16 protein-coding genes and 3 rRNA genes are annotated in these 23,597 nt (G+C 65.8%); 17 read left to right on the forward strand and 2 right to left on the reverse strand.

Annotation, left to right across the window (positions count from 1 at the left end; genetic code table 11):
* Positions 1–627: 627 nt before the first annotated feature.
* The 12 genes from AC0J5J_RS00005 to xerD all read left to right on the forward strand — a co-directional run bounded on the left by AC0J5J_RS00005 (position 628) and on the right by xerD (position 16,323).
* Positions 628–2,147: ribosomal RNA gene (locus AC0J5J_RS00005) — 16S ribosomal RNA — on the forward strand.
* A gap of 472 nt (positions 2,148–2,619) precedes the next feature.
* Positions 2,620–5,749: ribosomal RNA gene (locus tag AC0J5J_RS00010) — 23S ribosomal RNA — on the forward strand.
* A 133-nt stretch (positions 5,750–5,882) separates the two neighbouring features.
* Positions 5,883–5,999 (forward strand): 5S ribosomal RNA (gene rrf / locus AC0J5J_RS00015).
* The 16S, 23S and 5S rRNA genes sit together here, the layout of an rRNA operon.
* Positions 6,000–6,105: 106 nt before the next feature.
* Positions 6,106–8,064, forward strand: a complete 1,959-nt coding sequence (locus tag AC0J5J_RS00020) for a tetratricopeptide repeat protein (protein ID WP_474898799.1) — start codon at positions 6,106–6,108, stop codon at positions 8,062–8,064.
* Positions 8,039–9,070, forward strand: coding sequence for an HAD-IIA family hydrolase (locus AC0J5J_RS00025; protein ID WP_134422263.1), 1,032 nt, complete (start codon positions 8,039–8,041; stop codon positions 9,068–9,070). The genes AC0J5J_RS00020 and AC0J5J_RS00025 overlap by 26 nt, the downstream gene beginning before the upstream one ends.
* Positions 9,071–9,080: 10 nt before the next feature.
* Entirely contained in the window at positions 9,081–9,251 is a 171-nt protein-coding gene (locus AC0J5J_RS00030; protein WP_474898801.1) for a hypothetical protein, read from the forward strand.
* An 86-nt stretch (positions 9,252–9,337) separates the two neighbouring features.
* A complete protein-coding gene (locus AC0J5J_RS00035; RefSeq protein ID WP_474900171.1) occupies positions 9,338–10,144 on the forward strand; it encodes a TlyA family RNA methyltransferase in 807 nt (268 codons plus the stop codon).
* Positions 10,141–11,058, forward strand: a complete 918-nt coding sequence (locus AC0J5J_RS00040; RefSeq protein ID WP_134422265.1) for an NAD kinase — start codon at positions 10,141–10,143, stop codon at positions 11,056–11,058. The genes AC0J5J_RS00035 and AC0J5J_RS00040 overlap by 4 nt, the downstream gene beginning before the upstream one ends.
* A gap of 9 nt (positions 11,059–11,067) precedes the next feature.
* Positions 11,068–12,765, forward strand: coding sequence for a DNA repair protein RecN (gene recN / locus AC0J5J_RS00045; RefSeq protein ID WP_474898803.1), 1,698 nt, complete (start codon positions 11,068–11,070; stop codon positions 12,763–12,765).
* An 11-nt stretch (positions 12,766–12,776) separates the two neighbouring features.
* Complete coding sequence (locus tag AC0J5J_RS00050; RefSeq protein WP_134422269.1) at positions 12,777–14,498, forward strand: CTP synthase; 1,722 nt, start codon at positions 12,777–12,779, stop codon at positions 14,496–14,498.
* A 72-nt stretch (positions 14,499–14,570) separates the two neighbouring features.
* On the forward strand, positions 14,571–15,194 hold the full coding sequence (locus AC0J5J_RS00055) for an NUDIX domain-containing protein (RefSeq protein WP_474900172.1): 624 nt from the start codon (positions 14,571–14,573) through the stop codon (positions 15,192–15,194).
* Positions 15,195–15,309: 115 nt separating this feature from the next.
* Positions 15,310–16,323 (forward strand): site-specific tyrosine recombinase XerD, encoded by a 1,014-nt coding sequence (xerD, locus tag AC0J5J_RS00060; protein WP_474900173.1) that lies wholly within the window; start codon positions 15,310–15,312, stop codon positions 16,321–16,323.
* An 879-nt stretch (positions 16,324–17,202) separates the two neighbouring features.
* Here xerD and AC0J5J_RS00065 read toward each other — a convergent pair.
* Together AC0J5J_RS00065 and AC0J5J_RS00070 are read right to left on the reverse strand one after the other, a co-directional pair.
* Entirely contained in the window at positions 17,203–17,940 is a 738-nt protein-coding gene (locus tag AC0J5J_RS00065) for a PIG-L deacetylase family protein (protein ID WP_474898805.1), read from the reverse strand.
* On the reverse strand, positions 17,937–19,196 hold the full coding sequence (locus tag AC0J5J_RS00070; protein ID WP_474898807.1) for a glycosyltransferase: 1,260 nt from the start codon (positions 19,194–19,196) through the stop codon (positions 17,937–17,939). The genes AC0J5J_RS00065 and AC0J5J_RS00070 overlap by 4 nt, the downstream gene beginning before the upstream one ends.
* A 185-nt stretch (positions 19,197–19,381) precedes the next feature.
* On the opposite strand from AC0J5J_RS00070, the gene AC0J5J_RS00075 reads away from it, so the two are divergent.
* Genes AC0J5J_RS00075 through AC0J5J_RS00095 form a run of 5 tightly spaced genes read left to right on the forward strand, consistent with a single transcriptional unit; the run spans position 19,382 to position 23,596 of the window.
* The gene (locus AC0J5J_RS00075) at positions 19,382–20,269 is read left to right on the forward strand and encodes a ParA family protein (protein WP_134422550.1); all 888 of its coding nucleotides are present in this window, start codon (positions 19,382–19,384) and stop codon (positions 20,267–20,269) included.
* Entirely contained in the window at positions 20,253–21,062 is an 810-nt protein-coding gene (locus AC0J5J_RS00080; protein ID WP_474898808.1) for a segregation and condensation protein A, read from the forward strand. The genes AC0J5J_RS00075 and AC0J5J_RS00080 overlap by 17 nt, the downstream gene beginning before the upstream one ends.
* Positions 21,052–21,705, forward strand: coding sequence for an SMC-Scp complex subunit ScpB (gene scpB, locus AC0J5J_RS00085; protein WP_474898810.1), 654 nt, complete (start codon positions 21,052–21,054; stop codon positions 21,703–21,705). The genes AC0J5J_RS00080 and scpB overlap by 11 nt, the downstream gene beginning before the upstream one ends.
* Positions 21,702–22,499, forward strand: a complete 798-nt coding sequence (locus AC0J5J_RS00090) for a pseudouridine synthase (RefSeq protein WP_134422277.1) — start codon at positions 21,702–21,704, stop codon at positions 22,497–22,499. The genes scpB and AC0J5J_RS00090 overlap by 4 nt, the downstream gene beginning before the upstream one ends.
* 14 nt (positions 22,500–22,513) lie before the next feature.
* Positions 22,514–23,596 (forward strand): prephenate dehydrogenase, encoded by a 1,083-nt coding sequence (locus tag AC0J5J_RS00095; RefSeq protein ID WP_134422279.1) that lies wholly within the window; start codon positions 22,514–22,516, stop codon positions 23,594–23,596.
* Position 23,597: the final 1 nt, after the last annotated feature.

Genomic DNA, 23,597 nt, shown 5'->3' on the forward strand with positions numbered 1-23,597 from the left:
GGATGCCGCCCGGTCGTTCTGCCTTTCGGGGTGTGACACGCCCGGGCGGTTTCTGGTTTTGACGGCCCCGCGCGGGGACCGTAATGTATTCAAACGTACCCCACAGGTGCGGAAAGCCGCAGAGCTTCCCGGCCTCACGTGGAACCAAAGTTTTTAGCTTCGCCCAGTGCGTGTATCCGTTTCGGATCGGTGCGGGGGAGGCCTAAGATAGTAACTTTCCCCGGCTTCTTGTTATGGCTTGGTTGGTGGTTGTTGTGAGTCGCTTTAGTGCACTCGAAACAGGCTGCCGGCCTTGATTTGACAGGGTCTGGCCGGGCAGGTAAGTTATACAAGTTGCCCCGAAGCGACAGCCCATTATAGGGCCTGAAGTCGGGTGCGTCCGATCCTTGAGAACTCAACAGCGTGCACAATGTCAAATGCCAAAAACCTCGTGATTTGGATCCGTTTCTAGCGGTGAAGGATCAGGAGATTCCTTTGGAAAACATTTAAACAACAAAGCAAGTCAGTAATGATTTGTTCTGTCAGTTTCAAACTTGTGTCTGGTCCGCCTATTCCGGCGGTCAGTCACACTAGATGTGCCGTCTCGGTCCCTGAGCTTGTCGAAGGGTCGGGTCGTGCAATCAAACATTTACGGAGAGTTTGATCCTGGCTCAGGACGAACGCTGGCGGCGTGCTTAACACATGCAAGTCGAACGATGATGAGGAGCTTGCTTCTCTGATTAGTGGCGAACGGGTGAGTAACACGTGAGCAATCTGCCCTTGACTCTGGGATAAGCGTTGGAAACGACGTCTAATACCGGATACGACCCTTGGAGGCATCTCTGGGGGTGGAAAGAATTTTGGTCAAGGATGAGCTCGCGGCCTATCAGCTAGTTGGTGAGGTAATGGCTCACCAAGGCGACGACGGGTAGCCGGCCTGAGAGGGTGACCGGCCACACTGGGACTGAGACACGGCCCAGACTCCTACGGGAGGCAGCAGTGGGGAATATTGCACAATGGGCGAAAGCCTGATGCAGCAACGCCGCGTGAGGGACGACGGCCTTCGGGTTGTAAACCTCTTTTAGTAGGGAAGAAGCGAAAGTGACGGTACCTGCAGAAAAAGCACCGGCTAACTACGTGCCAGCAGCCGCGGTAATACGTAGGGTGCAAGCGTTGTCCGGAATTATTGGGCGTAAAGAGCTCGTAGGCGGTTTGTCGCGTCTGCTGTGAAAACCCGAGGCTCAACCTCGGGCCTGCAGTGGGTACGGGCAGACTAGAGTGCGGTAGGGGAGATTGGAATTCCTGGTGTAGCGGTGGAATGCGCAGATATCAGGAGGAACACCAATGGCGAAGGCAGATCTCTGGGCCGTAACTGACGCTGAGGAGCGAAAGCATGGGGAGCGAACAGGATTAGATACCCTGGTAGTCCATGCCGTAAACGTTGGGAACTAGATGTGGGGACCATTCCACGGTCTCCGTGTCGCAGCTAACGCATTAAGTTCCCCGCCTGGGGAGTACGGCCGCAAGGCTAAAACTCAAAGGAATTGACGGGGGCCCGCACAAGCGGCGGAGCATGCGGATTAATTCGATGCAACGCGAAGAACCTTACCAAGGCTTGACATATAGAGGAAACGTCTGGAAACAGTCGCCCCGCAAGGTCTCTATACAGGTGGTGCATGGTTGTCGTCAGCTCGTGTCGTGAGATGTTGGGTTAAGTCCCGCAACGAGCGCAACCCTCGTCCTATGTTGCCAGCACGTAATGGTGGGAACTCATGGGATACTGCCGGGGTCAACTCGGAGGAAGGTGGGGATGACGTCAAATCATCATGCCCCTTATGTCTTGGGCTTCACGCATGCTACAATGGCCGGTACAAAGGGCTGCAATACCGCAAGGTGGAGCGAATCCCAAAAAGCCGGTCTCAGTTCGGATTGAGGTCTGCAACTCGACCTCATGAAGTCGGAGTCGCTAGTAATCGCAGATCAGCAACGCTGCGGTGAATACGTTCCCGGGCCTTGTACACACCGCCCGTCAAGTCATGAAAGTCGGTAACACCCGAAGCCAGTGGCCTAACCCGCAAGGGGAGGAGCTGTCGAAGGTGGGATCGGTGATTAGGACTAAGTCGTAACAAGGTAGCCGTACCGGAAGGTGCGGCTGGATCACCTCCTTTCTAAGGAGCACAGCAGTGCCGTCTGTATACAGCGGGGTAACACTGCCAAGCCATTACGGGAACACATGTTTCCCGGTGGCGCTCATGGGTGGAACATTGACATTGATGCGTTGAGAACACCGCTGAACCCGGTACGCTCCTTCGGGAGTTGGAATGGTTTGTCGGTGAACGAAACGCATATGCACGCTGTTGGGTCCTGAGGGACCGGAACAATCGGTGGTCGAGCTTGTCGAGACCCTGGTTGGACTTTTCCTCTGGACCTTTTCCTGTTCACATCAATCGTGGGCAGGTGAGGGTACCGCCCGTACTTTGAGAACTACACAGTGGACGCGAGCATCTTAAATTTGACTGTCTTCGGACAGCAAATTACAAAGATCTAAGCACTGAATTTATTCAGTGCTGTGATCATTGGTCAATTTCGATCGTGAGACTTTCGAGTTTTACGATTCTTAATCGATTCAAACTCATGTGATTTCAAATTTCTAAGAGCAAACGGTGAATGCCTTGGCATGTAGAGCCGAAGAAGGACGTAGTAATCTGCGATAAGCCTCGGGGAGTTGATAAACGAACTGTGATCCGAGGATTTCCGAATGGGGAAACCCCGCCAGGCCTCTTTGAGTGACCTGGTGACTCCCGCCTGAATATATAGGGCGGGTAGAGGGAACGTGGGGAAGTGAAACATCTCAGTACCCACAGGAAGAGAAAACAATAGTGATTCCGTTAGTAGTGGCGAGCGAAACCGGATGAGGCTAAACCGATCATGTGTGATAGCCGGCAGGCGTTGCATGGTCGGGGTTGCGGGACTTTTCTGCTGCTTCTGCCGAACAGTGAGGGTTAGAACGTTGTATAGACGAACAGGATTGAAAGCCTGGTCATAGAGGGTGCGAACCCCGTAGTCGAAATGCAGCAATCGCCCGAAGAGTATCCCAAGTAGCACGGGGCCCGAGAAATCCCGTGTGAATCCGTCAGGACCACCTGATAAGCCTAAATACTCCTACATGACCGATAGTGAACAAGTACCGTGAGGGAAAGGTGAAAAGTACCCCGGGAGGGGAGTGAAATAGTACCTGAAACCGTTTGCTTACAAACCGTTGGAGCCAGCTTTGTTCTGGTGACAGCGTGCCTTTTGAAGAATGAGCCTGCGAGTTAGTGATATGTGGCGAGCTTAACCCGAGAGGGGAATGCGTAGCGAAAGCGAGTCTGAATAGGGCGATTCAGTCGCATGTCCTAGACCCGAAGCGAAGTGATCTATCCATGGCCAGGTTGAAGCGACGGTAAGACGTCGTGGAGGACCGAACCCACTTCAGTTGAAAATGGAGGGGATGAGCTGTGGATAGGGGTGAAAGGCCAATCAAACTTCGTGATAGCTGGTTCTCTCCGAAATGCATTTAGGTGCAGCGTTGCGTGTTTCTTGCCGGAGGTAGAGCTACTGGATGGCCGATGGGGCCTAAAAGCTTACTGACGTCAGCCAAACTCCGAATGCCGGTAAGTGAGAGCGCAGCAGTGAGACGGTGGGGGATAAGCTTCATCGTCGAGAGGGAAACAACCCAGACCACCAACTAAGGTCCCAAAGCGCGTGCTAAGTGGGAAAGGATGTGGAGTTGCACAGACAACCAGGAGGTTGGCTTAGAAGCAGCCACCCTTGAAAGAGTGCGTAATAGCTCACTGGTCAAGTGATTCCGCGCCGACAATGTAACGGGGCTCAAGCACGCCACCGAAGTTGTGGCATTGATATTTTTGGTAAGCCGCACACTTGTTGTGTTGGTTCAGCCGTGTTGATGGGTAGGAGAGCGTCGTGTGGCCAGCGAAGCGGCGGTGTAAACCAGCCGTGGAGGCTACACGAGTGAGAATGCAGGCATGAGTAGCGAAAGACGGGTGAGAAACCCGTCCTCCGAAAGATCAAGGTTTCCAGGGCCAGGCTAATCCGCCCTGGGTAAGTCGGGACCTAAGGCGAGGCCGACAGGCGTAGTCGATGGACAACGGGTTTATATTCCCGTACTGGCGAAAAACCGCCCAAACTAATCCAGTAATGCTAAGCATCTGAATCCCCTAGATGGATCCCTTCGGGGTGAAGCGTGGGGCCTAGCGTGCGACCCTATGCTGGTGCGGTTAGCGTATTAACAGGTGTGACGCAGGAAGGTAGCTGAGCCGGGCGATGGTTGTCCCGGTCTAAGGATGTAGGCCGAGAGATAGGCAAATCCGTCTCTCATATAAGGCTGAGACCCGATGGGTAGTCCTCACGGACGAAATCAGTGATCCTATGCTGCCAAGAAAAGCATCGACGCGAGGTTTTAGTCACCCGTACCCCAAACCGACTCAGGTGATCAGGTAGAGAATACTAAGGAGATCGAGAGAATCGTGGTTAAGGAACTCGGCAAAATGCCCCCGTAACTTCGGGAGAAGGGGGGCCTGAGGCGTGAAGGGATTTACTCCTGGAGCGTTCGAAGGCCGCAGAGACCAGTGGGAAGCGACTGTTTACTAAAAACACAGGTCCGTGCCAAGTCGCAAGACGATGTATACGGACTGACGCCTGCCCGGTGCTGGAAGGTTAAGAGGAACGGTTAGCCGCAAGGCGAAGCTGAGAATTTAAGCCCCAGTAAACGGCGGTGGTAACTATAACCATCCTAAGGTAGCGAAATTCCTTGTCGGGTAAGTTCCGACCTGCACGAATGGCGTAACGACTTCCCAGCTGTCTCAACCGCGAACTCGGCGAAATTGCATTACGAGTAAAGATGCTCGTTACGCGCAGCAGGACGGAAAGACCCCGTGACCTTTACTACAGCTTGGTATTGGTGTTCGGTGTGGCTTGTGTAGGATAGGTGGGAGACTTTGAAGCTTGGACGCTAGTTCAGGTGGAGTCATCGTTGAAATACCACTCTGGTCATATTGGATATCTAACTTCGAACCGTGATCCGGTTCAGGGACAGTGCCTGGTGGGTAGTTTAACTGGGGCGGTTGCCTCCTAAAAAGTAACGGAGGCGCCCAAAGGTTCCCTCAACCTGGTTGGCAATCAGGTGTCGAGTGTAAGTGCACAAGGGAGCTTGACTGTGAGACTGACAAGTCGAGCAGGGACGAAAGTCGGGACTAGTGATCCGGCAGTGGCTTGTGGAAGCGCTGTCGCTCAACGGATAAAAGGTACCTCGGGGATAACAGGCTGATCTTGCCCAAGAGTCCATATCGACGGCATGGTTTGGCACCTCGATGTCGGCTCGTCGCATCCTGGGGCTGGAGTAGGTCCCAAGGGTTGGGCTGTTCGCCCATTAAAGCGGTACGCGAGCTGGGTTTAGAACGTCGTGAGACAGTTCGGTCCCTATCCGCTGCGCGCGCAGGAAATTTGAGAAGATCTATCCCTAGTACGAGAGGACCGGGATGGACGAACCTCTGGTGTGTCAGTTGTTCCGCCAGGAGCACCGCTGATTAGCTACGTTCGGAACGGATAACCGCTGAAAGCATCTAAGCGGGAAGCCGGCTTCGAGATGAGATTTCCATCCCTTCGGGGGAGAGGCTCGCAGCTAGACTACTGCGTTGATAGGCCGGATGTGGAAGAGGGGACTAAAGACCCTTGGAGCTGACCGGTACTAATAAGCCAATAATTTGATAACACAACAGTTTGAATAAGCTGCAAGCGTCCACTATGTGGTTCTCGATGTACGGTCGAGAACAACGCCCTCACCGGCAACAACTGTGTGAGGGCTCTATAACTAAAAAATATAGAATCGATTCATCGAAAGATGTTTCGGCGGCTATAGCGAGAGGGAAACGCCCGGTCACATTCCGAACCCGGAAGCTAAGACTCTCTGCGCCGATGGTACTGCAGGGGGGACCCTGTGGGAGAGTAGGACACCGCCGGACTTAACTTGAAACACACAAAATGGCCACCTCAAGGGGTGGCCATTTTGCGTTAAGTTACGCTGGACAAGCCGGTCGTCATGACAGGCCAAATTACACAGGAGACACAGTGAGCCCTTCAGGAACGAACGACAACGAATCACGCGACGGCGGACGAGGCGAACGTCGTTCCAACGGGGGTTACCAGGGTCGGTCGGACCGCCCCCAGCAGGGTGGTGACCGTGCCCCGCACCGAGGCAACTCGGACCGTCCGCAGCGTGATGGTGAGCGTCCTCCCTACCGCGGCAACTCTGAGCGCCCCTCCAACGGTGGAGAGCGTGCGCCCTACCGTGGCAACTCCGATCGCCCGTCCACCGGTGGCTACCGTGGCAACAACGATCGCCCGCAGCGTGACGGTGAGCGTCCTCCCTACCGCGGCAACTCGGACCGTCCGCAGCAGGGCGGCGAGCGTCCCCCCTACCGTGGCAACTCCGATCGCCCGTCCACCGGGGGATACCGCGGCAACTCCGAGCGTCCCTCCAATAATGGGGAGCGTCCTCCGTACCGTGGCAACTCCGAGCGTCCGCAGCGTGACGGGGAGCGTCCTCCGTACCGTGGCAACTCCGACCGTCCCTCCACCGGTGGCTACCGTGGAAACAACGACCGTCCGCAGCAGGGTGGCGAGCGTCCTCCGTACCGCGGCAACTCCGACCGTCCGCAGCAGGGTGGCGAGCGTCCTCCGTACCGCGGCAACTCCGAGCGTCCTCAGCGTGATGGTGAGCGTCCTCCGTACCGTGGCAACTCGGACCGTCCGCAGCAGGGCGGCGACCGTCCTCCCTACCGTGGCAACTCCGATCGCCCCTCCAGCGGCGGCGCCGAGCGCAAGCCGTGGGCCAAGGACGGCGACCGTGCTCCGTATCGTGGCAATTCCGAGCGTCCGCAGCAGGGCGGCGACCGTCCTCCCTACCGTGGCAACTCCGATCGCCCCTCCAGCGGCGGCGCCGAGCGCAAGCCGTGGGCCAAGGACGGCGAACGCCCCCAGCGCAGCGACCGACCGCAGCAGGGTGGCGACAAGCCCTGGACCCAGCGCGGCGGTTCGCCGAACCGGGCCGGCGCCCCGCGCGGAGACGCCGGGAAGAAGTTGTGGACTCGGGACGGTGCCCCGGCCCGCGGTGACCGCGATGCCCGTGTCGTCGAAGAGGAGATGACCGAAGAGCAGCGCATGCAGCGCGAGCTGCGTTCGGTGCGCCCCCGCCACGACGACCCCGAGCTTCCAGACGACATTACGTCGCAGGACCTCGACCGGATCGCCCGCAACGAGCTCAAGACCCTCAGCAAGGACAACGCCGAGGCCGTCGGCCGTCACCTGGCCATGGCTGCCCGGGTCATTGACGAGGACCCCGAGCTGGCTCACCGCCATGTCATGAGCGCCGCGCGACGCGCCGGCCGGATCGCCGTTGTGCGTGAGAGCCTCGCCATCACCGCATACGCCACGGGTGACTTCGCCCTGGCGCTGCGGGAACTGCGCACCTACCGCCGCATCTCCGGTTCCAACGATCAGCTTGCGCTGATGGTGGACAGTGAGCGCGGCGTGGGTCGCCCCGACCGGGCGCTCGAGCTGGGACGCTCCGTCGAGCGGGCCTCGCTGCCGGCATCCGTTCAGGTGGCCCTCGCGATCGCCATGTCCGGTGCCCGTCTCGACCTCGGCGAGACCGAGGCGGCCCTCAGCGAACTCGAGATCCCGCAGCTGAACCCGAAGACCGCGTTCTCCTACAGCGCCGAACTGTTCGCCGCCTACGCCGAGGTTCTCGGCGAGCTGGGCCGCGAGGACGAAGCCGACCTGTGGAACGAGCGGGCCGAACGGGCCGACGCCGCGGTGTCGGGCGTGACCGCGTTCGACGAGACCATGGAGATCCTTGAGATCGACGAGGAAGAATCGGACGACGACGACGCGACTGACGTCTCGGACGAAGAGTTCGCGGGCGAGTCCGACGAGTCCGACGAGTCCGACGAGGACACCGACTCCGAGAACACCGACTCCACCGACGACGAGGCGGAGCACGATGCTGAGGCGTCGCCGCGTGCGTGAGCCGGTCACCCCGCTCACCGGCGTCGACGTGGTGCTGGCCGACCTGGACGGCGTGGTCTACGCCGGTCCGGCCGCCATCCCGTTCGCGGTCGACAGCCTGAACCGCGCGGCTGAAACCGTGCGCGTGGGCTACCTCACCAACAACGCATCGCGCACCGACCAGTCCGTGGCGGACCACCTCTCCGACCTGGGTCTGCACACGGTGGCGACGGATGTCGTGACCTCGCCCCAGGCCGCCGTGCACCTGCTCGCGAACGAGGTGCCGGCCGGTTCGCGCATCCTCGTGATCGGCGGCGAAGGTCTGCTGAACGAGGTCGAGAAGGGTGGCTTCGTCGTCACCCGCTCGGCTGACGACGCTCCGGCCGCCGTGATCCAGGGCTTCTCGCCCGACCTCGGCTGGAAGGATCTGGCCGAGGCCGCGTTCGCCCTGCACCCGAACCAGGACGGCGTGGAGATCCCCTGGATCGCCACGAACACCGACTGGACCATTCCGGTGGCCCGGGGGATCGCCCCCGGCAACGGCACGCTCGTCTCGGCCGTGCACATCGCCGTGGGACGCCTGCCCATCGTGGCCGGCAAGCCCGAGGTGGCCATCTTCACCGAGGCCGTGACCCGGTTCGGCGCCCAGGCGCCCCTGTTCATCGGCGACCGCCTCGACACCGACATCCTGGGCGCGAACCGGGCCGGCATCCCGTCCGCCCTCGTGCTCACCGGTATCGACAAGGCCAAGCAGACCCTGGCCGCCGATGCCAAGTCGCGGCCGACGTTCATCCTCGACGACCTGCGCCAACTGCACGAGCCCTACCCCGAGACGGTGTTCTCCAAGGACGGCTCCTCCGCCACGGTCAGTGGGGCCACGGTGCGCATCGTGGGTGCCGACGTCGAGGTCGTGGCCGACGGCGACGGGGCGATCAACCTGCTGCGCGCCGCCTGCGCCGTGATCTGGGCATCCGGTCGACCCATCTACGGGCTGAATGTTCCGGAGCGACTGTATCTCGGACGGTAACGTGGAGAGGGTGAATCAGCCCCAGGTGACGACGCACGACGAAACCCCCGATCTTCTCTCGCGGCTGGCCGCGATCGAAGGCCTGCCGCTCGAGGAACGCGCGGCAGCCTACGTGCAGGAGCACGACCGGCTGCAGCGCGATCTCGAAGGCGGAGACGTACCCCGGGTGGGCCGGTCATGACGGGTTCCGACGGAACCCCGCTGGATGCCCCGGAGAGCAGCGTGCCCGACGCCAGCCCCACCGATCCCAGCGTCACCGGCGACCGGATGCCCGACCAGCGCCTCGACTCGGCCCTCGCCGAGCGCGGGCTGGCCCGGTCGCGCACCGTCGCCGCGCAGCTGATTGTGGCCGGACTGGTCACGGTCGACGGCGTGCCCGTGGTCAAGGCATCCGCCAAGGTGCGCCTCACCCAGGTGATCGAGGTGGCGGCCACCGACCACTACGTCAGCCGCGGCGCCCACAAACTCATCGCAGCGCTCGACGCCTTCGCCATTCCGGTCGACGGGCGCACGGTGCTCGATGCCGGCGCGTCCACGGGCGGCTTCAGCCAGGTGCTGCTCGAGCGCGGCGCCGGCCAGGTCATCGCGGTCGACGTCGGGCATGGGCAGCTGGCACCCCAGCTGACGAGCGAGCCGCGGCTCGTGCTGGTCGAGGGCTTCAACCTGCGCTACGCCACGGCCGAGAAGATCGCCGCGGCCTCCGGCGTGCCGCAGCGGGCCGACCTGGTCGTCGGAGACCTCTCCTTCATTTCACTGACCACCGTGCTGCCGGCCCTGGTGGCGACGGCAGCCGAGGGCGCCGACTTCGTGCTGCTGATCAAACCGCAATTCGAAGTCGGGAAGGGCAGCATCCGTGAGGGTGTCGTGCACGATCCGGGTCTGCGCGCCGATGCGATCGCCGGTGTGCTCTGGGCAGCCTGGGACCTCGGCCTCAAGACCAACGGCCTGATCGCGTCGCCCATCGCCGGCGGTGCCGGAAATCGCGAATACCTGTGCTGGCTGTCGAGCGCGGTCGGCAGCAATCCGACAGAATGGATCGAACGCACGACAGCACTGGTGGGAGTGACGAAATGAGCGCACCGCGCAACATCCTTGTCGTCGCGCACACCGGTCGCACGGATTCCCTCGAAGCCGCCGTCACCGTCTGCCAGCAGCTGCTCGCCGCGGGCGCCGTGCCGGTGCTGGCCCGCACCGAGCGCGCCGACCTGCTCGCGCACTGCCCGCACCTCGACGACCAGCTGGCGATCCTGCACGAGACCGTGGCCACCACCGAGCTCGAGCTCGTGATCGTGCTCGGCGGCGACGGCACCATCCTGCGCGCCGCCGAAATCGTGCGCGGCTGCTCCGCGCCACTCCTCGGCATCAACCTCGGCCACGTCGGGTTCCTCGCCGAGAGCGAGCGTGACGACCTGGGCGAGGCGGTGCGCCGCGCCCTGCTGCGCGACTACCTGGTCGAAGAACGCATGGCCCTGGCCGTGCGGGTCAAACTCGGCGACGACGTCATCTATGAGACCTGGGCTCTGAACGAGGCCACGGTCGAGAAATCCAGCCGCGAACGGATGCTTGAAGTCGTCATCGAGGTCGACGGCCGCCCGCTGTCCTCCTTCGGTTGCGACGGGGTGGTCATGTCCACGCCCACAGGCTCCACCGCCTACGCGTTCTCCGGCGGCGGCCCGATCGTCTGGCCGACGCTCGACGCGCTGCTGCTCGTGCCGCTCAGCGCCCACGCCCTCTTCGCCCGCCCGCTCGTCGTCGGCCCGGACTCCTCGCTGGCCGTGGAGGTCCTCGCCCGCACCGGCGGGGCCGCCGTGCTCTGCGCCGACGGACGTCGCGTGCACGACCTGCCGCCCGGATCGCGCGTGATCGTGCGCCGCTCGCCCGTTCCCGTGCGCCTGGCCCGCCTGCACAGCGGCCCGTTCACCGACCGCCTGGTCAACAAATTCAACCTGCCCGTCACGGGCTGGAGAGGCCCGGTCGGGCGTGAATAGGCGTTTCGCATGATCGAGGAACTCGTCATCCGCGACCTCGGCGTCATTGCCGAGGCCACCCTGCCGCTCGGTCCCGGCTTCACCGCCGTCACGGGCGAGACCGGCGCCGGCAAGACCATGGTGGTCACCGCGCTCGGCCTGCTGCTCGGTGAGCGTGCCGACCCGGGCCTGGTCCGCCAGGGACAGCCGAAGAGCTCGGTCGAGGGTCGCTGGCTGATCCCCGCCGACGGCACCGTCGCCGGTCGCGTGCGCGACGCCGGGGGAGACCTCGACGGACCCGAACTCATCCTCAGCCGGTCGGTGTCCGCGGAGGGACGCAGCCGGGCCGTGGTCGGCGGACGCAGCGCCCCCGCCAGCGTGCTCAGCGACCTCGGCGGCGACCTCGTGGTCGTGCACGGCCAGTCCGACCAGGTGCGACTGCGCACATCCGTCGCCCAGCGCGCCGCGCTCGACCGGTTCGCCGGTCCGCCGCTCGCCGAGACCCTCGCCCTGTTCCAGGAGGCGTACCACCGCTGGCAGGGCCACCAGGCCGACCTGGACCGGCTCGTCGACGAGCAGGACCAGCGCACCCGCGAGGCCGGGGAGCTGCGCACCGCCATCGACGAGATCGAGCTGGTCGCCCCGCAGCGCGGCGAAGACGAGGCGCTCGGGGAACGCGCCGAACGCCTCGGCAACCTCGAGGAGCTGCGCGTCGCCGCCGCCCAGGCCCGGGAATTCCTCTCCGCCGAGGAGAACCTCGACGACCTGCCCGACGCCGTGGCCCTGCTCGACTCCGCCCGGCGTCAGCTCGAACGGGCCGGCGAGCACGACCCGGCCCTGCCGCCCCTCGCCGAGGCTCTCGCGAACGCCGGTTTCCTGGTCGCCGACATCGCCGCCCAACTCTCCAGCTACCTGGCCGGGCTCGACGCCGACGGTGCCCGCGAACTCGAGGTCGTGCAGGAGCGCCGCGCCGCACTCACCGGTCTGGCCCGCAAGTACGCGGGCGGCATCGACGAGGCCATCGACTTCCTCGACACCGGCAGCGCCCGCCTGCTCGAACTCGACAGCGACTCCGACCGCATCGACACGCTCCGGGGTGAAACGGATGCCGCGCGCCAGTCGACCGACGACCTCGCCGACCGGCTCACCGGCATCCGCCTGGCTGCCGCGGAGGCCCTCGGAACGGCCGTGACCGCCGAACTGGCGGCCCTGGCGATGCCGAACGCGTCGCTCGTGGTGGAGGTCGACGGCGGCGCCGAGATCACCGCCACCGGACGCGACACCGTGAAGATCCTGCTGCGCCCGCACGCAGGGTCGGAGCCGCGCAGCCTGGCGCGCGGCGCCTCCGGGGGCGAACTGTCCCGGGTGATGCTCGCGATCGAGGTCGTCATCAACGCGACCGACCCCGTGCCGACGTTCGTCTTCGACGAGGTCGACGCGGGCGTGGGCGGTGCCGCGGCCATCGAGATCGGCCGCCGGCTCGCCCGGCTCGCCGAAACCGCCCAGGTGATCGTGGTCACCCACCTCGCCCAGGTCGCGGCGTTCGCCGGCAACCACCTCAGCGTCGTCAAGGACAGTGACGGCTCCGTCACCGCCAGCAGTGTGCGCCAGCTGCACGGCGACGAGCGCGCCGCCGAGATGGCACGACTTCTCTCCGGCCTGCCCGATTCCGCGAGCGGACTCGAACACGCCCGGGAGCTCATGAACCTCGCTCGCACCAACCGTTAGGTCAGCCCTCAATGCTAGAGTCGAAGCCCGTGGTGGAAAATAAAAGCACGGACGAATCAGTACGCAACGACACGACGCGGCACATCTTTGTGACCGGTGGTGTCGTCTCTTCTCTGGGCAAGGGCCTGACGGCGGCAAGCCTCGGCAACCTGCTCACGGCCAGCGGTCTCCGCGTGGTCATGCAGAAGCTCGACCCCTACCTCAACGTGGACCCGGGCACGATGAACCCGTTCCAGCACGGCGAGGTCTTCGTGACCGACGACGGCGCCGAGACCGACCTGGACATCGGGCACTACGAGCGGTTCCTCGACATCAACCTCAACCAGGCCGCGAACGTCACGACCGGCCAGGTCTACTCGCAGGTGATCGCCCGGGAACGCCGCGGCGAGTACCTCGGCGACACCGTGCAGGTCATCCCGCACATCACCGACGAGATCAAGCGCCGGATGCGCCTGCAGGCCAGCGACGCGCTGCGCCCCGACGTGATCATCTCGGAGATCGGCGGCACGGTCGGCGACATCGAGTCCCAGCCGTTCCTCGAGGCGGCACGCCAGGTGCGCCACGAACTCGGCCGCAACAACGTCTTCTTCGTTCACGTGTCGCTGGTGCCGTTCCTCGGTGCCGCGGGGGAGCAGAAGACCAAGCCCACCCAGCACTCCGTCGCCGCCCTGCGTTCCATCGGCATCCAGCCGGATGCGCTCGTGCTGCGCAGCGACCGGCCCGTCTCCGACTCGAACAAGCGCAAGATCGCGCTGATGTGCGACGTCGACGAAGACGCCGTGGTCAACGCGGTCGACGTGCCCAGCATCTACGAGATCCCCACCATGCTGCACGACCAGGGCCTCGACAAATACATCACCGACCACCTCGACCTGCCCGTCACCAGCGTCGACTGGACCGGCTGGCAGAAGGTCCTCGACGCCGTGCGCGAGCCCAAGCACACCGTCACCATCGGCCTGGTCGGCAAGTACATCGACCTGCCCGACGCCTACCTGTCCGTCACCGAGGCGCTGCGCGCCGGCGGGTTCGCCAACCAGACCAAGGTCAACATCACCTGGATCGGCTCCGACGACTGCGAGACCGAGGAGGGCGCGACCCGCCTGCTCGGCGAGCTCGACGGCATCTGCGTTCCCGGCGGCTTCGGCGTGCGCGGCATCGAGGGCAAGCTCGGCGCCCTCAAGTTCGCCCGCGAGAACGGCATCCCCGTGCTCGGCCTGTGCCTCGGCCTGCAGTGCATGGTCATCGAATACGCCCGCAACAAGGCCGGCCTCGCCGGCGCATCCTCGTCGGAGTTCGACGAGGAGACCGAGTTCCCGGTGATCGCGACCATGGAAGAGCAGGTCGAGATCATCGCCGGCGGCGACCTGGGCGGCACCATGCGCCTCGGCCTCTACCCGGCCGCACTGGCCGAGGGATCCATCGTGGCCGAGCTGTACGGCGCCCCCGAGGCGTCCGAGCGTCACCGTCACCGCTACGAGGTCAACAACGCGTTCCGCGGTCAGATCGCGGATGCCGGCATGTGGTTCTCCGGCACCTCGCCCGACTCCCACCTGGTCGAGTACGTCGAGCTGAAGCGCGACGAGCACCCGTTCTACGTGGGAACGCAGGCGCACCCGGAGCTGCGCAGCCGGCCCAGCCACGCGCATCCGTTGTTCCGCGGCCTGATCAGCGCCGCCCTGGACCGCCAGCAGGCCAGCCGCCTGTTCGAGGTCGAAGCCAAGGAAGAAGCCTGAGTCGTGACTGACGCCAGCGTGACCGCCTCGAACGTGACCGCCGAGAAGTCCGGCGAATCGGCCTCCGCCCCGCTGGCGGATGAGCCGGCCTTCGCGGCGGTCTCGGCCAGCGCGATCGTGTTCGACGGCAAGGTCTGGGATGTGCGCCGCGACACCTTCGGGTACAACGGCTCCGGCATCATGCGGGAGTACCTGGACCACCCGGGCGCCGTCGCGATCCTCGCCCTCGACGAGCAGGACCGGGTGCTCTTGATCAAGCAGTACCGGCACCCCGTGCGCACCCGCGACTGGGAGCTGCCGGCCGGTCTGCTCGACGAAGACGGCGAACACCCGCTCGTCGGTGCGCAGCGGGAGCTGGCCGAAGAGGCCGACCTTGTCGCCACCGAGTGGAATGTGCTCGGCGAGTTCGCCACCTCGCCCGGCGGCTCCAACGAGGTCATCCGCATCTACCTGGCCCGCGGTCTCGCCGCGGCTGCGGACGTCTTCGAGCGCACCGAGGAGGAAGCCGACATCGAGGTGCGCTGGGTACCGCTCGACGACTGTGTCGACGCCGTGCTCGCCCGCCGGGTGCAGAACCCGTCGCTGGTGATCGGCGTGCTCGCCGCCCAGGCCGCCCGCGCCCGCGGGTGGAGCACCCTCGGAGAAGCGGACGAGCCGTGGCCGCGGCATCCCGTCAATTGGGACCACACGGTGTGACCGGTTGGCCTCGCCTAACGATGTGAGCGGTGCGGGGGACGGTTCCGGCGTCGAAGTCGGCGTTGCCGCGGGCAGTCGCGTGCCGCCTGTCGGCGTTGTGCCGCCTGTCGGCGTTGTGCCGCCCGTCGGCGTTGTGCCGCCTGTCGGGCCGGTCGTCGCGGCGGCCGTGGACTCGTATCTGCGCCACGTGGCGATTGAGCGTGGGTTGAGCACCAACACGGTGTCCGCCTACCGGCGCGACCTGGCCATCTACAGTCGTTGGCTCGGGGCCGAGCGCCTGACCGGCCTGGCCGAGGTGACCAGCCGGCACATCTCCGAATATGTGCGGTACCTCGGTTCCCGCGAGGAGTCGCCGCTGACGCCGGCGTCGATCGCGCGCATCCTCTCGACCGTTCGCGGGTTCCACCGGTTCCTGCTGGAGGAGGGCGTGGTCGAAACGGATGTCGCGCACGAGTCGAAGCCGCCGAAGCTCGGCACCCGGCTGCCAAAGGCCATCTCGATCGAGCAGGTGACCCGGCTGCTGGCGGCGACGGACGGCGACGAGGTGGCGAACCTGCGCGACAAGGCGCTGCTGGAGTTGCTCTACGCCACGGGAGCCCGCGTCTCGGAGGTGGTCAACCTCAACGTGGATGACGTGCTCGATCCCGAGGTGGTGCGTCTGACCGGCAAGGGCGACAAGCAGCGCATCGTGCCGGTGGGCAGCTACGCGCGCACGGCCATCGACACGTTCCTCGTGCGGGGGAGACCCCTGCTCTCGGCGCGCGGTCCGGCGACGCCGGCCCTGTTCCTGGGCCTGCGCGGCAAGCGGCTGAGCCGGCAGAACGCGTGGCTGATCATCCGGGCCGCCGCCGAAAGAGCCGGACTCGAGGGGCACGTGTCGCCGCACACGCTGCGGCACTCGTTCGCCACGCACCTGCTCGAGGGTGGGGCCGATGTGCGCGTGGTGCAGGAGCTGCTCGGGCACTCATCGGTGGCCACCACCCAGATCTACACCCTCGTCACCGCGGACACCCTCCGCGACATGTACACGACGGCGCACCCCCGAGCCCGGGTCGCCCGCCCTGCGCCGCTGGTCGGGCCGCCCACGGTGGTCGAGCCGCCCGCGGTGGTCGAGCCGGTCGGTGGTTGAGCCTGTCGGTGGTTGAGCCTGTCGAAACCCGGTGACCTGCCCCCTTCCGTTGGTTGACCCGGTCGGTGGTTGAGCCTGTCGAAACCCGGTGACCTGCCCCCTTCCGCTGGTTGACCCGGTCGGTGGTTGAGCCTGTCGAAACCCGGTGACTTGCCCCCCCCGTTGGTTGACCCGGTCGGTGGTTGAGCCTGTCGAAACCCGGTGACTCGGCCTCCGAGCCCCGCCCCCAGACATCCGTCACCAAGGCCGTCCTTGCATAACTCCTGCAATTTGAGAGAGGCACCGTAATCGCCTGCGTGTTTCCGGGGGTTCCGGTGCCGATCCTGAGAATTTGCAGGAGTTATGCACGTTCGGTGCTCGTTTTAGGAATGCCGGCCTGCAGCTGCCCAGCGAGCCGTCCAGCCGGATCCGCCCGCGGCCATGGCGGCGCCCGATCGGTGGTTGAGCCTGTTGAGACACGGTGACCTGACCCGAAATGCCGCGTGACTGTTCCCGTTCCGGACAACTGTTGCCCGTGTGCCGGCAACAGTTGTCCGGAACGGGAACATTAGCGGTCGGGAGCCGGCGCGCCGCCCGCGTGCCGCCCGCCGCCCATGGGCATCCGTCGCGCTGCCAACTTCGGAGATTCTCGCAACACGCCGTTCGTGCAGCGACGAAATACGGCGTGTCGCGCTTTTCTCCGAAGTTACGCGACGGATGCCGCGAGCACCCCGTTCGCGGCCGGTGCGGCCCCCGTCGGTGGTTGAGCCTGCCGAAACCCGGTGACCCGGCCCGCGAACGCGCCTGACTGTTCCCGTTCCGGACAATTGTTGCCCGTGTGCCGGCAACAGTTGTCCGGACCGGGAACAATCGCGGCGGGGTCACCGGTCCAGGTCGGCCTCAGAGCAACCGCAAGCCCACCGCGGTGATGATCGGTTCGCGCTGCCCTCCGGAATGCACGATGTGCGCGCCGTCGACGGTGAGCTGGCTCGCGTGGCAGCGCAGGGCATCCGTCACCGTGGCGAGGTGCTCCGACAGGTCGAACCACTCCGCACCGTCAACCATCGAGTGCACGACCTCGGCGAACGCGACCCGGGCCGTGCGACTGGCCGCCAGCGCCGCCTCGTGCATGCGCACGTGATCCGGATGCCCGTACCCGCCGCCGTTGTCGTAGCTGATCACCAGCGCCGGCCGAAGTTCCGCCACCAGCGCGGCCACATCCGCCGTCACCTCGGCCAGCGGCGCCCGCACCAGAGCGTCGTCGTCGATGTCGGCGGCGGGCCCGGCCAGGCCGGGGCGGATCCAGGTCATGCCCGAATCCCGGTAGGCGCGCGGTGAGAGGCCACGAGCGCGAGCGGGCGCGGCCCCCAGCCAGAACCGGTCTCCGGCTGCGATGCCGAGGGCCGCTGTGGCGCCCGCGAGTTCCCGTTCGCGTTCGCGGGTGAGCGCCTCCGTGCCCTCGAGCACCGACAGCGGCCCGGTCACAACCTCACCCTGCTCGCCGCGTGTGGCGGTCAGCAGCGACACGCGTATGCCGCGGGCCACCAGCTCCGCGATCAGCGCACCCGTCGCGATGGTTTCGTCATCGGGGTGGGCGTGCACGAACAGAACGGTGGGAACCCCGTCGAGCAGGCTCACGCGCGCAGCAGTGAGGGGCTGCGGTCGCCGGCCCCGGGCCGCACCAACGAGCGGTAGACCGTGACGAGGCCGTCGGCCGATCGCGGCCAGTCCAGGTGCTCGGCCCGCTCGCGCGCGGCCAGCGACAGGCGCCGGGCGAACGCGGGGTTCGAGAGGATCTGGGTGAGCGCCCCGGCCCAGACCTGCGGGTCGCGCGAGTCGACCACCACGCCGGTATCGCCGTCGAGCACCGCTTCGCGCAGTCCGCCGGCCGCCGCGGCCACCACGGGCACGCCGCTCGCGGCCGCTTCGAGGGCCACGAGCCCGTAGGTCTCGGAGTGTGAGGGCACGAGAACGATCCGGGCTCCGCTGAGCAGCAGGGCCAGGTCTAAGCGGGACTGCGGCCCCACGAATCGCACGCTGCGCTCGATCCCATGCCGGGCCGCGAGGGCCCGCAGCTCGTCGATGTAGCCGTCGTAGTCGGCCGACGCGTCGCCGGCGATCACGAGTTCGGGCCGGATCGCCTCGGGCACGGCCGCGATCGCCTCAATGGCCAGGTCGAGACCCTTCAGCGGCTGCAGGCGGCCGGCGACGACGGCGTAGCCGCGGATGTCCCGAGGCCCCGCCGCGTAGTCCCGCGGCTCGGCCGGCAACAGGTCCGTCGGCCGGAACAGGATCCCGTCGACACCGGGCAGAACGATCGTGATGCGCTCGGGCGAACCGCCGAGCCGCTGCACGATGGTGTGCGCCTCGGCCTCGCTGATGGCGACCAGGGCGTCCGACTCCTGGGCGAGCCATTCCTCGCCGGCCATCCGGCCGGGGGACTCGGGGCGCTCGCCCGCCGACAGCGGCGTGGACGGGTCGGCCGCGATGCTGTGGAAGCTCTGCACGTGCGGAACGCGGCGGCGGCGGGCGAGCGGCAGCGCGGCCATCCCGGAGAACCAGTGGTGCGAGTGGATGACGTCGTAGGGTCCGAGGGCATCCATCTGCAGTCGGAAGGCGTCGATGAAGTTCTCGTGGTCGCCCTTGGGCACGGGCCGAGCCGGGCCGGCGTCGAGGAAGCGGAGCGTCACCCCGGGGCTCAGCTGCTCCGTTTCCGACAGGGGGGAGGACCGCCGGGTGAGGATTTCGACGTGGTGGCCGGCGGCGGCGAGAGCCTCGGCCTGGTGGCGCACGACCACGTTCATGCCTCCGGCGTCACCCGAGCCAGGCTCAGCGCCCGGCGAAGTGTGCAGGCAGACGAGAGCGATCCGGAGGGGTGTGATGAGGAGAGGCACTTCAAAATCTTAACTCACGACCCTGTGACCGACCCCGTTCCGTCCCATCCAGCGGATGACACGCCCGATTCCCGCCGGATTCAGGCCGCAGACCGGCGATTTTCGGCGATCCGTGCCGCACCTTGCCCGATCCGATCGCTACAGTGGACACAGTGACAGGTGTAAGACGGATCGAGGACATCTCAGTGGCGCGCAAGCAAGATGACCGGACGCGACTTCCCGGTTTAGACGAGGTACCGGTCGGTGTGACCGGCCGCCCCAAGCGTGACTTCGACGAGCCCCCGGTTCTGCCCGGCCACGGCCCGGCGCGCATCATCTCGCTGTGCAACCAGAAGGGCGGCGTCGGCAAGACGACGACCACCATCAACCTGGGTGCCGCCCTCGCCGGCTACGGCCGTCGCGTGCTGGCCATCGACTTCGACCCGCAGGGCGCCCTGTCCGCCGGTCTCGGTGTGCCCACCCACGATGTGACCACCATCTACGACCTGCTGCTCAGCGGCTCGGTCAACCCGTCCGACGCCATCCAGAAGACCTCGGTGCACAACCTCGACATCATCCCGGCCAACATCGACCTGTCCGCCGCGGAGGTGCACCTGGTCAACGAGGTCGCCCGCGAGCAGATCCTGGCCCGTGTGCTGCGCAAGGTGTCCGGCGACTACGACGTCATCCTGATCGACTGCCAGCCGTCGCTGGGCATCCTCACCGTCAACGCCCTCACGGCCAGCCACGGCGTGCTGATCCCGCTCGAGTGCGAGTTCTTCGCCCTGCGCGGGGTGGCGCTTCTGATCGAGACCATCGACAAGGTGCGCGACCGGCTCAACCCGGCCATCGAACTCGACGGCATCCTGGCCACCATGTTCGACTCCCGCACGCTGCACTCCCGCGAGGTGCTCGAGCGGGTCGTGGACGCGTTCGGCGACAGCGTGCTCGAAACGGTCATCGGCCGCACGGTCAAATTCCCCGACGCGAGCGTCGCGGGCATCCCGATCACCGAGTTTGCGCCCGAGCACGCGGCGGCCAAGGCCTACAAGCAGGCGGCGCGGGAACTGATCCAGCGTGGCGCCGTCGCCTGACGCGGCCGCACCGAAGTCGTTCTCGGTTGCCCTCGGCAACTTCGAGGGGCCGTTCGACCTGCTCCTGTCCCTGATCGGCAAGCACGAACTCGACATCACCGAGATCTCGCTCAGCCGCGTCACCGACGAATTCATCGCCTACCTGCGCGGCCTCGACCAGGACGAGGAGCTCGACCAGGCCACCGAGTTCCTGGTGGTCGCGGCCACCCTGCTCGACCTCAAGGTGGTGGGGCTGCTGCCGCAGGGTGAACTCGTCGACGCGGAGGACGTGGCCCTGCTCGAGGCCCGCGACCTGCTGTTCGCCCGGCTGCTGCAGTACCGCGCCTTCAAGAGCGCGAGCGCCTGGTTCCAACAGCGACTCGACACCGAGTCCACCCGGCACGGGCGGGCGGTGCGGCTGGAGGAGAAGTTCCGCCGAAAGACGCCCGAACTGGTCTGGACCCTGTCCCTCGGCGACTTCGCCGCCCTGGCCGCCCTCGCCCTCACTCCGCGTGAGCTGCCCCGCGTGGGGCTCGAGCACCTGCATGCGCCGCTGGTCAGCATCCGTGAGCAGGCGGCCTACGTGGTGCGGATGCTGCGCGGCGGCGACACCCTCACGTTCCGCGAGCTGATCGTGGGGGCCGAGGAGAAGGGCGTCGTGATCGCCCGTTTCCTGGCCGTGCTCGAGCTCTACCGCCTCGGCGCCCTCTCTTTCGACCAGCTCGTGCCGCTCGGCGACCTCAGCCTGCACTGGAGTGCGGAGAACTGGTCCGACGACACCCTCGCCAACCTCGGAGCCGACTATGAACAGTGACACAGCGACCGCGACAGCGACCGCGGCAGTGAACGCACAGAACGCACAGAACGCACAGAACACAGTGAACGACGAGGGCACGGATGCCCGCCGCCGCCCGCTCGAACGCACCCTCGAGGCCATCCTGATGGTCGCCGACGAGCCGCAGGGACTGCTGCAGCTCGCGGCCGCGGTCGATGCCACGCTGGCCGAGACGCGGGCATCCGTCGCCCGGCTCGTGGCCGACTTCGACGGCCTCGCCGGCACCGTGCGCCGCGGCTTCGAGCTGCGCGAGGTGGCCGGCGGCTGGCGCATCTATGTGCGCCCCGAACACGATGTGACGGTGGCCGACTTCGTGGTCACCCAGAACCCGAGCCGGCTCTCGCAGGCGGCGCTGGAAACCCTCGCCGTGATCGCGTACAAGCAACCGATCAGCCGCGGGGCTGTAGCCTCGATTCGTGCCGTAAATGTGGATTCGGTCGTGCGCACGCTGCTCGGCCGCGGTCTGATCACCGAAGCGTTCACCGACAGTGAGACCGGTGCGATCAATTACGGCACCACAGACCTTCTGCTAGCCCAGCTCGGAATCAACTCGCTCGACGAGTTGCCCTACCTATCGCCGTTGCTCAATGACGGCGCGAACGGATTTGAGGAACTGCCATGACGAACGACAACCAGGGGATTCAGGGGACACCCACCAACCCCGAGGCCGCCGCCGACGGCGTGCGCCTGCAGAAGGTCATGGCCTCCGCGGGCGTCGCCTCGCGGCGCGTGTCCGAAGAGATGATCGCCGCCGGTCGCGTGCGCGTGAACGGCAAGGTCGTCACCGAGCTGGGCCGCCGCATCCACCCGGACTCCGACCTGATCATGGTCGACAACGTGGCCGTGCAGCTGGACACCAGCCGCCGCTACGTGATGCTGAACAAGCCCGTCGGCGTGGTCTCGTCGATGCAGGACGAGAGCGGACGCCCCGACCTGCGCGAGTTCACCGACCAGTTCGAGGAGCGCCTGTTCAACGTGGGCCGCCTCGACGCGATGACGAGCGGCCTGCTGATTCTGACCAACGACGGCGATCTCGCGCATGTGCTCGCGCATCCGTCGTTCGGGGTTCTGAAGACCTACATCGCCAAGGTCGAGGGTCGCGTGTCGCCGCAGACCATCCAGCTGCTGCAGAACGGGATCGAGCTGGACGACGGCCCCATCTCCGCCGACAAGGCGCGCCTCCTGACCAGCCCTCCCGGCGACGGTTTCAGCCTGGTCGAGCTCACCCTGCACTCCGGCCGCAACCGCATCGTGCGCCGCATGATGGAGGCCGTCGGCCACCCCGTCGTCGACCTCGTGCGCCGCCAGTTCGGCCCGCTGCACCTCGGCACGCTGCGCGTGGGCGATGTGCGCGACCTGACCAAGGCGGAACTCGGCCAGCTGCTCACCGTGTCGCGGGCCGAAACGAAGATCTAGTCCAGGAGCTCCACGTGGTTGAATCTCGCCTGATCGGGCCCGTGCGCGTCGTGGGTGCCGGCCTGCTCGGCACCAGCATCGGCCTGGGCCTTCGCGCGCGCGGCATCGACGTCATCCTCGCCGACGCGTCACCGACCAACCTCAGCATCGCCGTCGACTACGGCGCCGGCCGGGCCGGGCGACCCGGTGATGCGCCCCAGCTGATCGTGGTCTGCGTGCCGCCCGACGTGACGGCCGAGATCGTCGCGCGCGAGCTGGCCGCCTTCCCGCAGGCGATCGTGACGGATGTCGCGAGCGTCAAGCTGGCCCCGCTGCAGGAGCTCCGAATGATGGGGGCCGACGTGTCCCGCTACATCGGCGGTCACCCGCTGGCCGGCCGCGAACGCGGGGGACCGCTCTCCGGCCGCGCCGACCTGTTCGTCGGCCGCCCCTGGGTGGTTGCCGCGCACGACGCGATCAGCTACCAGCAGGCCACCGCGATCGACGACCTCATCCTCGACCTGGGCGCGACCCTGGTGGAGATGAGCCCGGAGGAGCACGACCGCGGCGTCGCGCTGATCTCTCACGTGCCGCAGGTCGTCTCCACGATCATGGCCCGCCGGTTGACGGATGCCCCCGGCTCGGCCCTGAACCTCGCCGGGCAGGGTCTGCGCGACGTGACCCGCGTCGCCGCGAGCGACCCGGATCTGTGGGTGCAGATCCTCGGCGCGAACGCCGAACCCGTGCGGGACATCCTGCTGGCCTACCGTGACGACCTCGACCGGTTCATCGACGCGCTCGCCGACCCGGCCGCGCCCGGAGCACGGCGCAAGGTGGCCGAGGAACTCACCGGCGGCAATGCCGGGGTGGCCCGCCTGCCCGGCAAGCACGGCCAGGACCGCCGCTACGCCTCGTTCATCGTGATGATCGACGACCGGCCCGGCCAGATCGCCCGGCTGCTGCACGAGATCGGCGAGCTGAACGTGAACATGGAAGACCTGCGCCTGGAGCACTCTCCGGGCGCCCAAATCGGCCTGGCCGAAATTTCTGTACTCCCTGAGGCCGTAGGTCGCCTCACCGAAGAGCTGGCCGCCCGCGGCTGGCGGATTGCTGGTTAAT

This window comes from Cryobacterium sp. TS_SC_7, assembly GCF_056156285.1.

Bases quoted from the DNA above. Each gene is read 5' to 3' on its own strand.
- AC0J5J_RS00025 (WP_134422263.1), top strand. From the start codon at position 8,039: ATGCTGAGGCGTCGCCGCGTGCGTGAGCCGGTCACCCCGCTCACCGGC.
- AC0J5J_RS00035 (WP_474900171.1), top strand. From the start codon at position 9,338: ATGCCCGACCAGCGCCTCGACTCGGCCCTCGCCGAGCGCGGGCTGGCC.
- AC0J5J_RS00040 (WP_134422265.1), top strand. From the start codon at position 10,141: ATGAGCGCACCGCGCAACATCCTTGTCGTCGCGCACACCGGTCGCACG.
- recN (WP_474898803.1), top strand. From the start codon at position 11,068: ATGATCGAGGAACTCGTCATCCGCGACCTCGGCGTCATTGCCGAGGCC.
- AC0J5J_RS00050 (WP_134422269.1), top strand. From the start codon at position 12,777: ATGCTAGAGTCGAAGCCCGTGGTGGAAAATAAAAGCACGGACGAATCA.
- scpB (WP_474898810.1), top strand. From the start codon at position 21,052: ATGAACAGTGACACAGCGACCGCGACAGCGACCGCGGCAGTGAACGCA.
- AC0J5J_RS00090 (WP_134422277.1), top strand. From the start codon at position 21,702: ATGACGAACGACAACCAGGGGATTCAGGGGACACCCACCAACCCCGAG.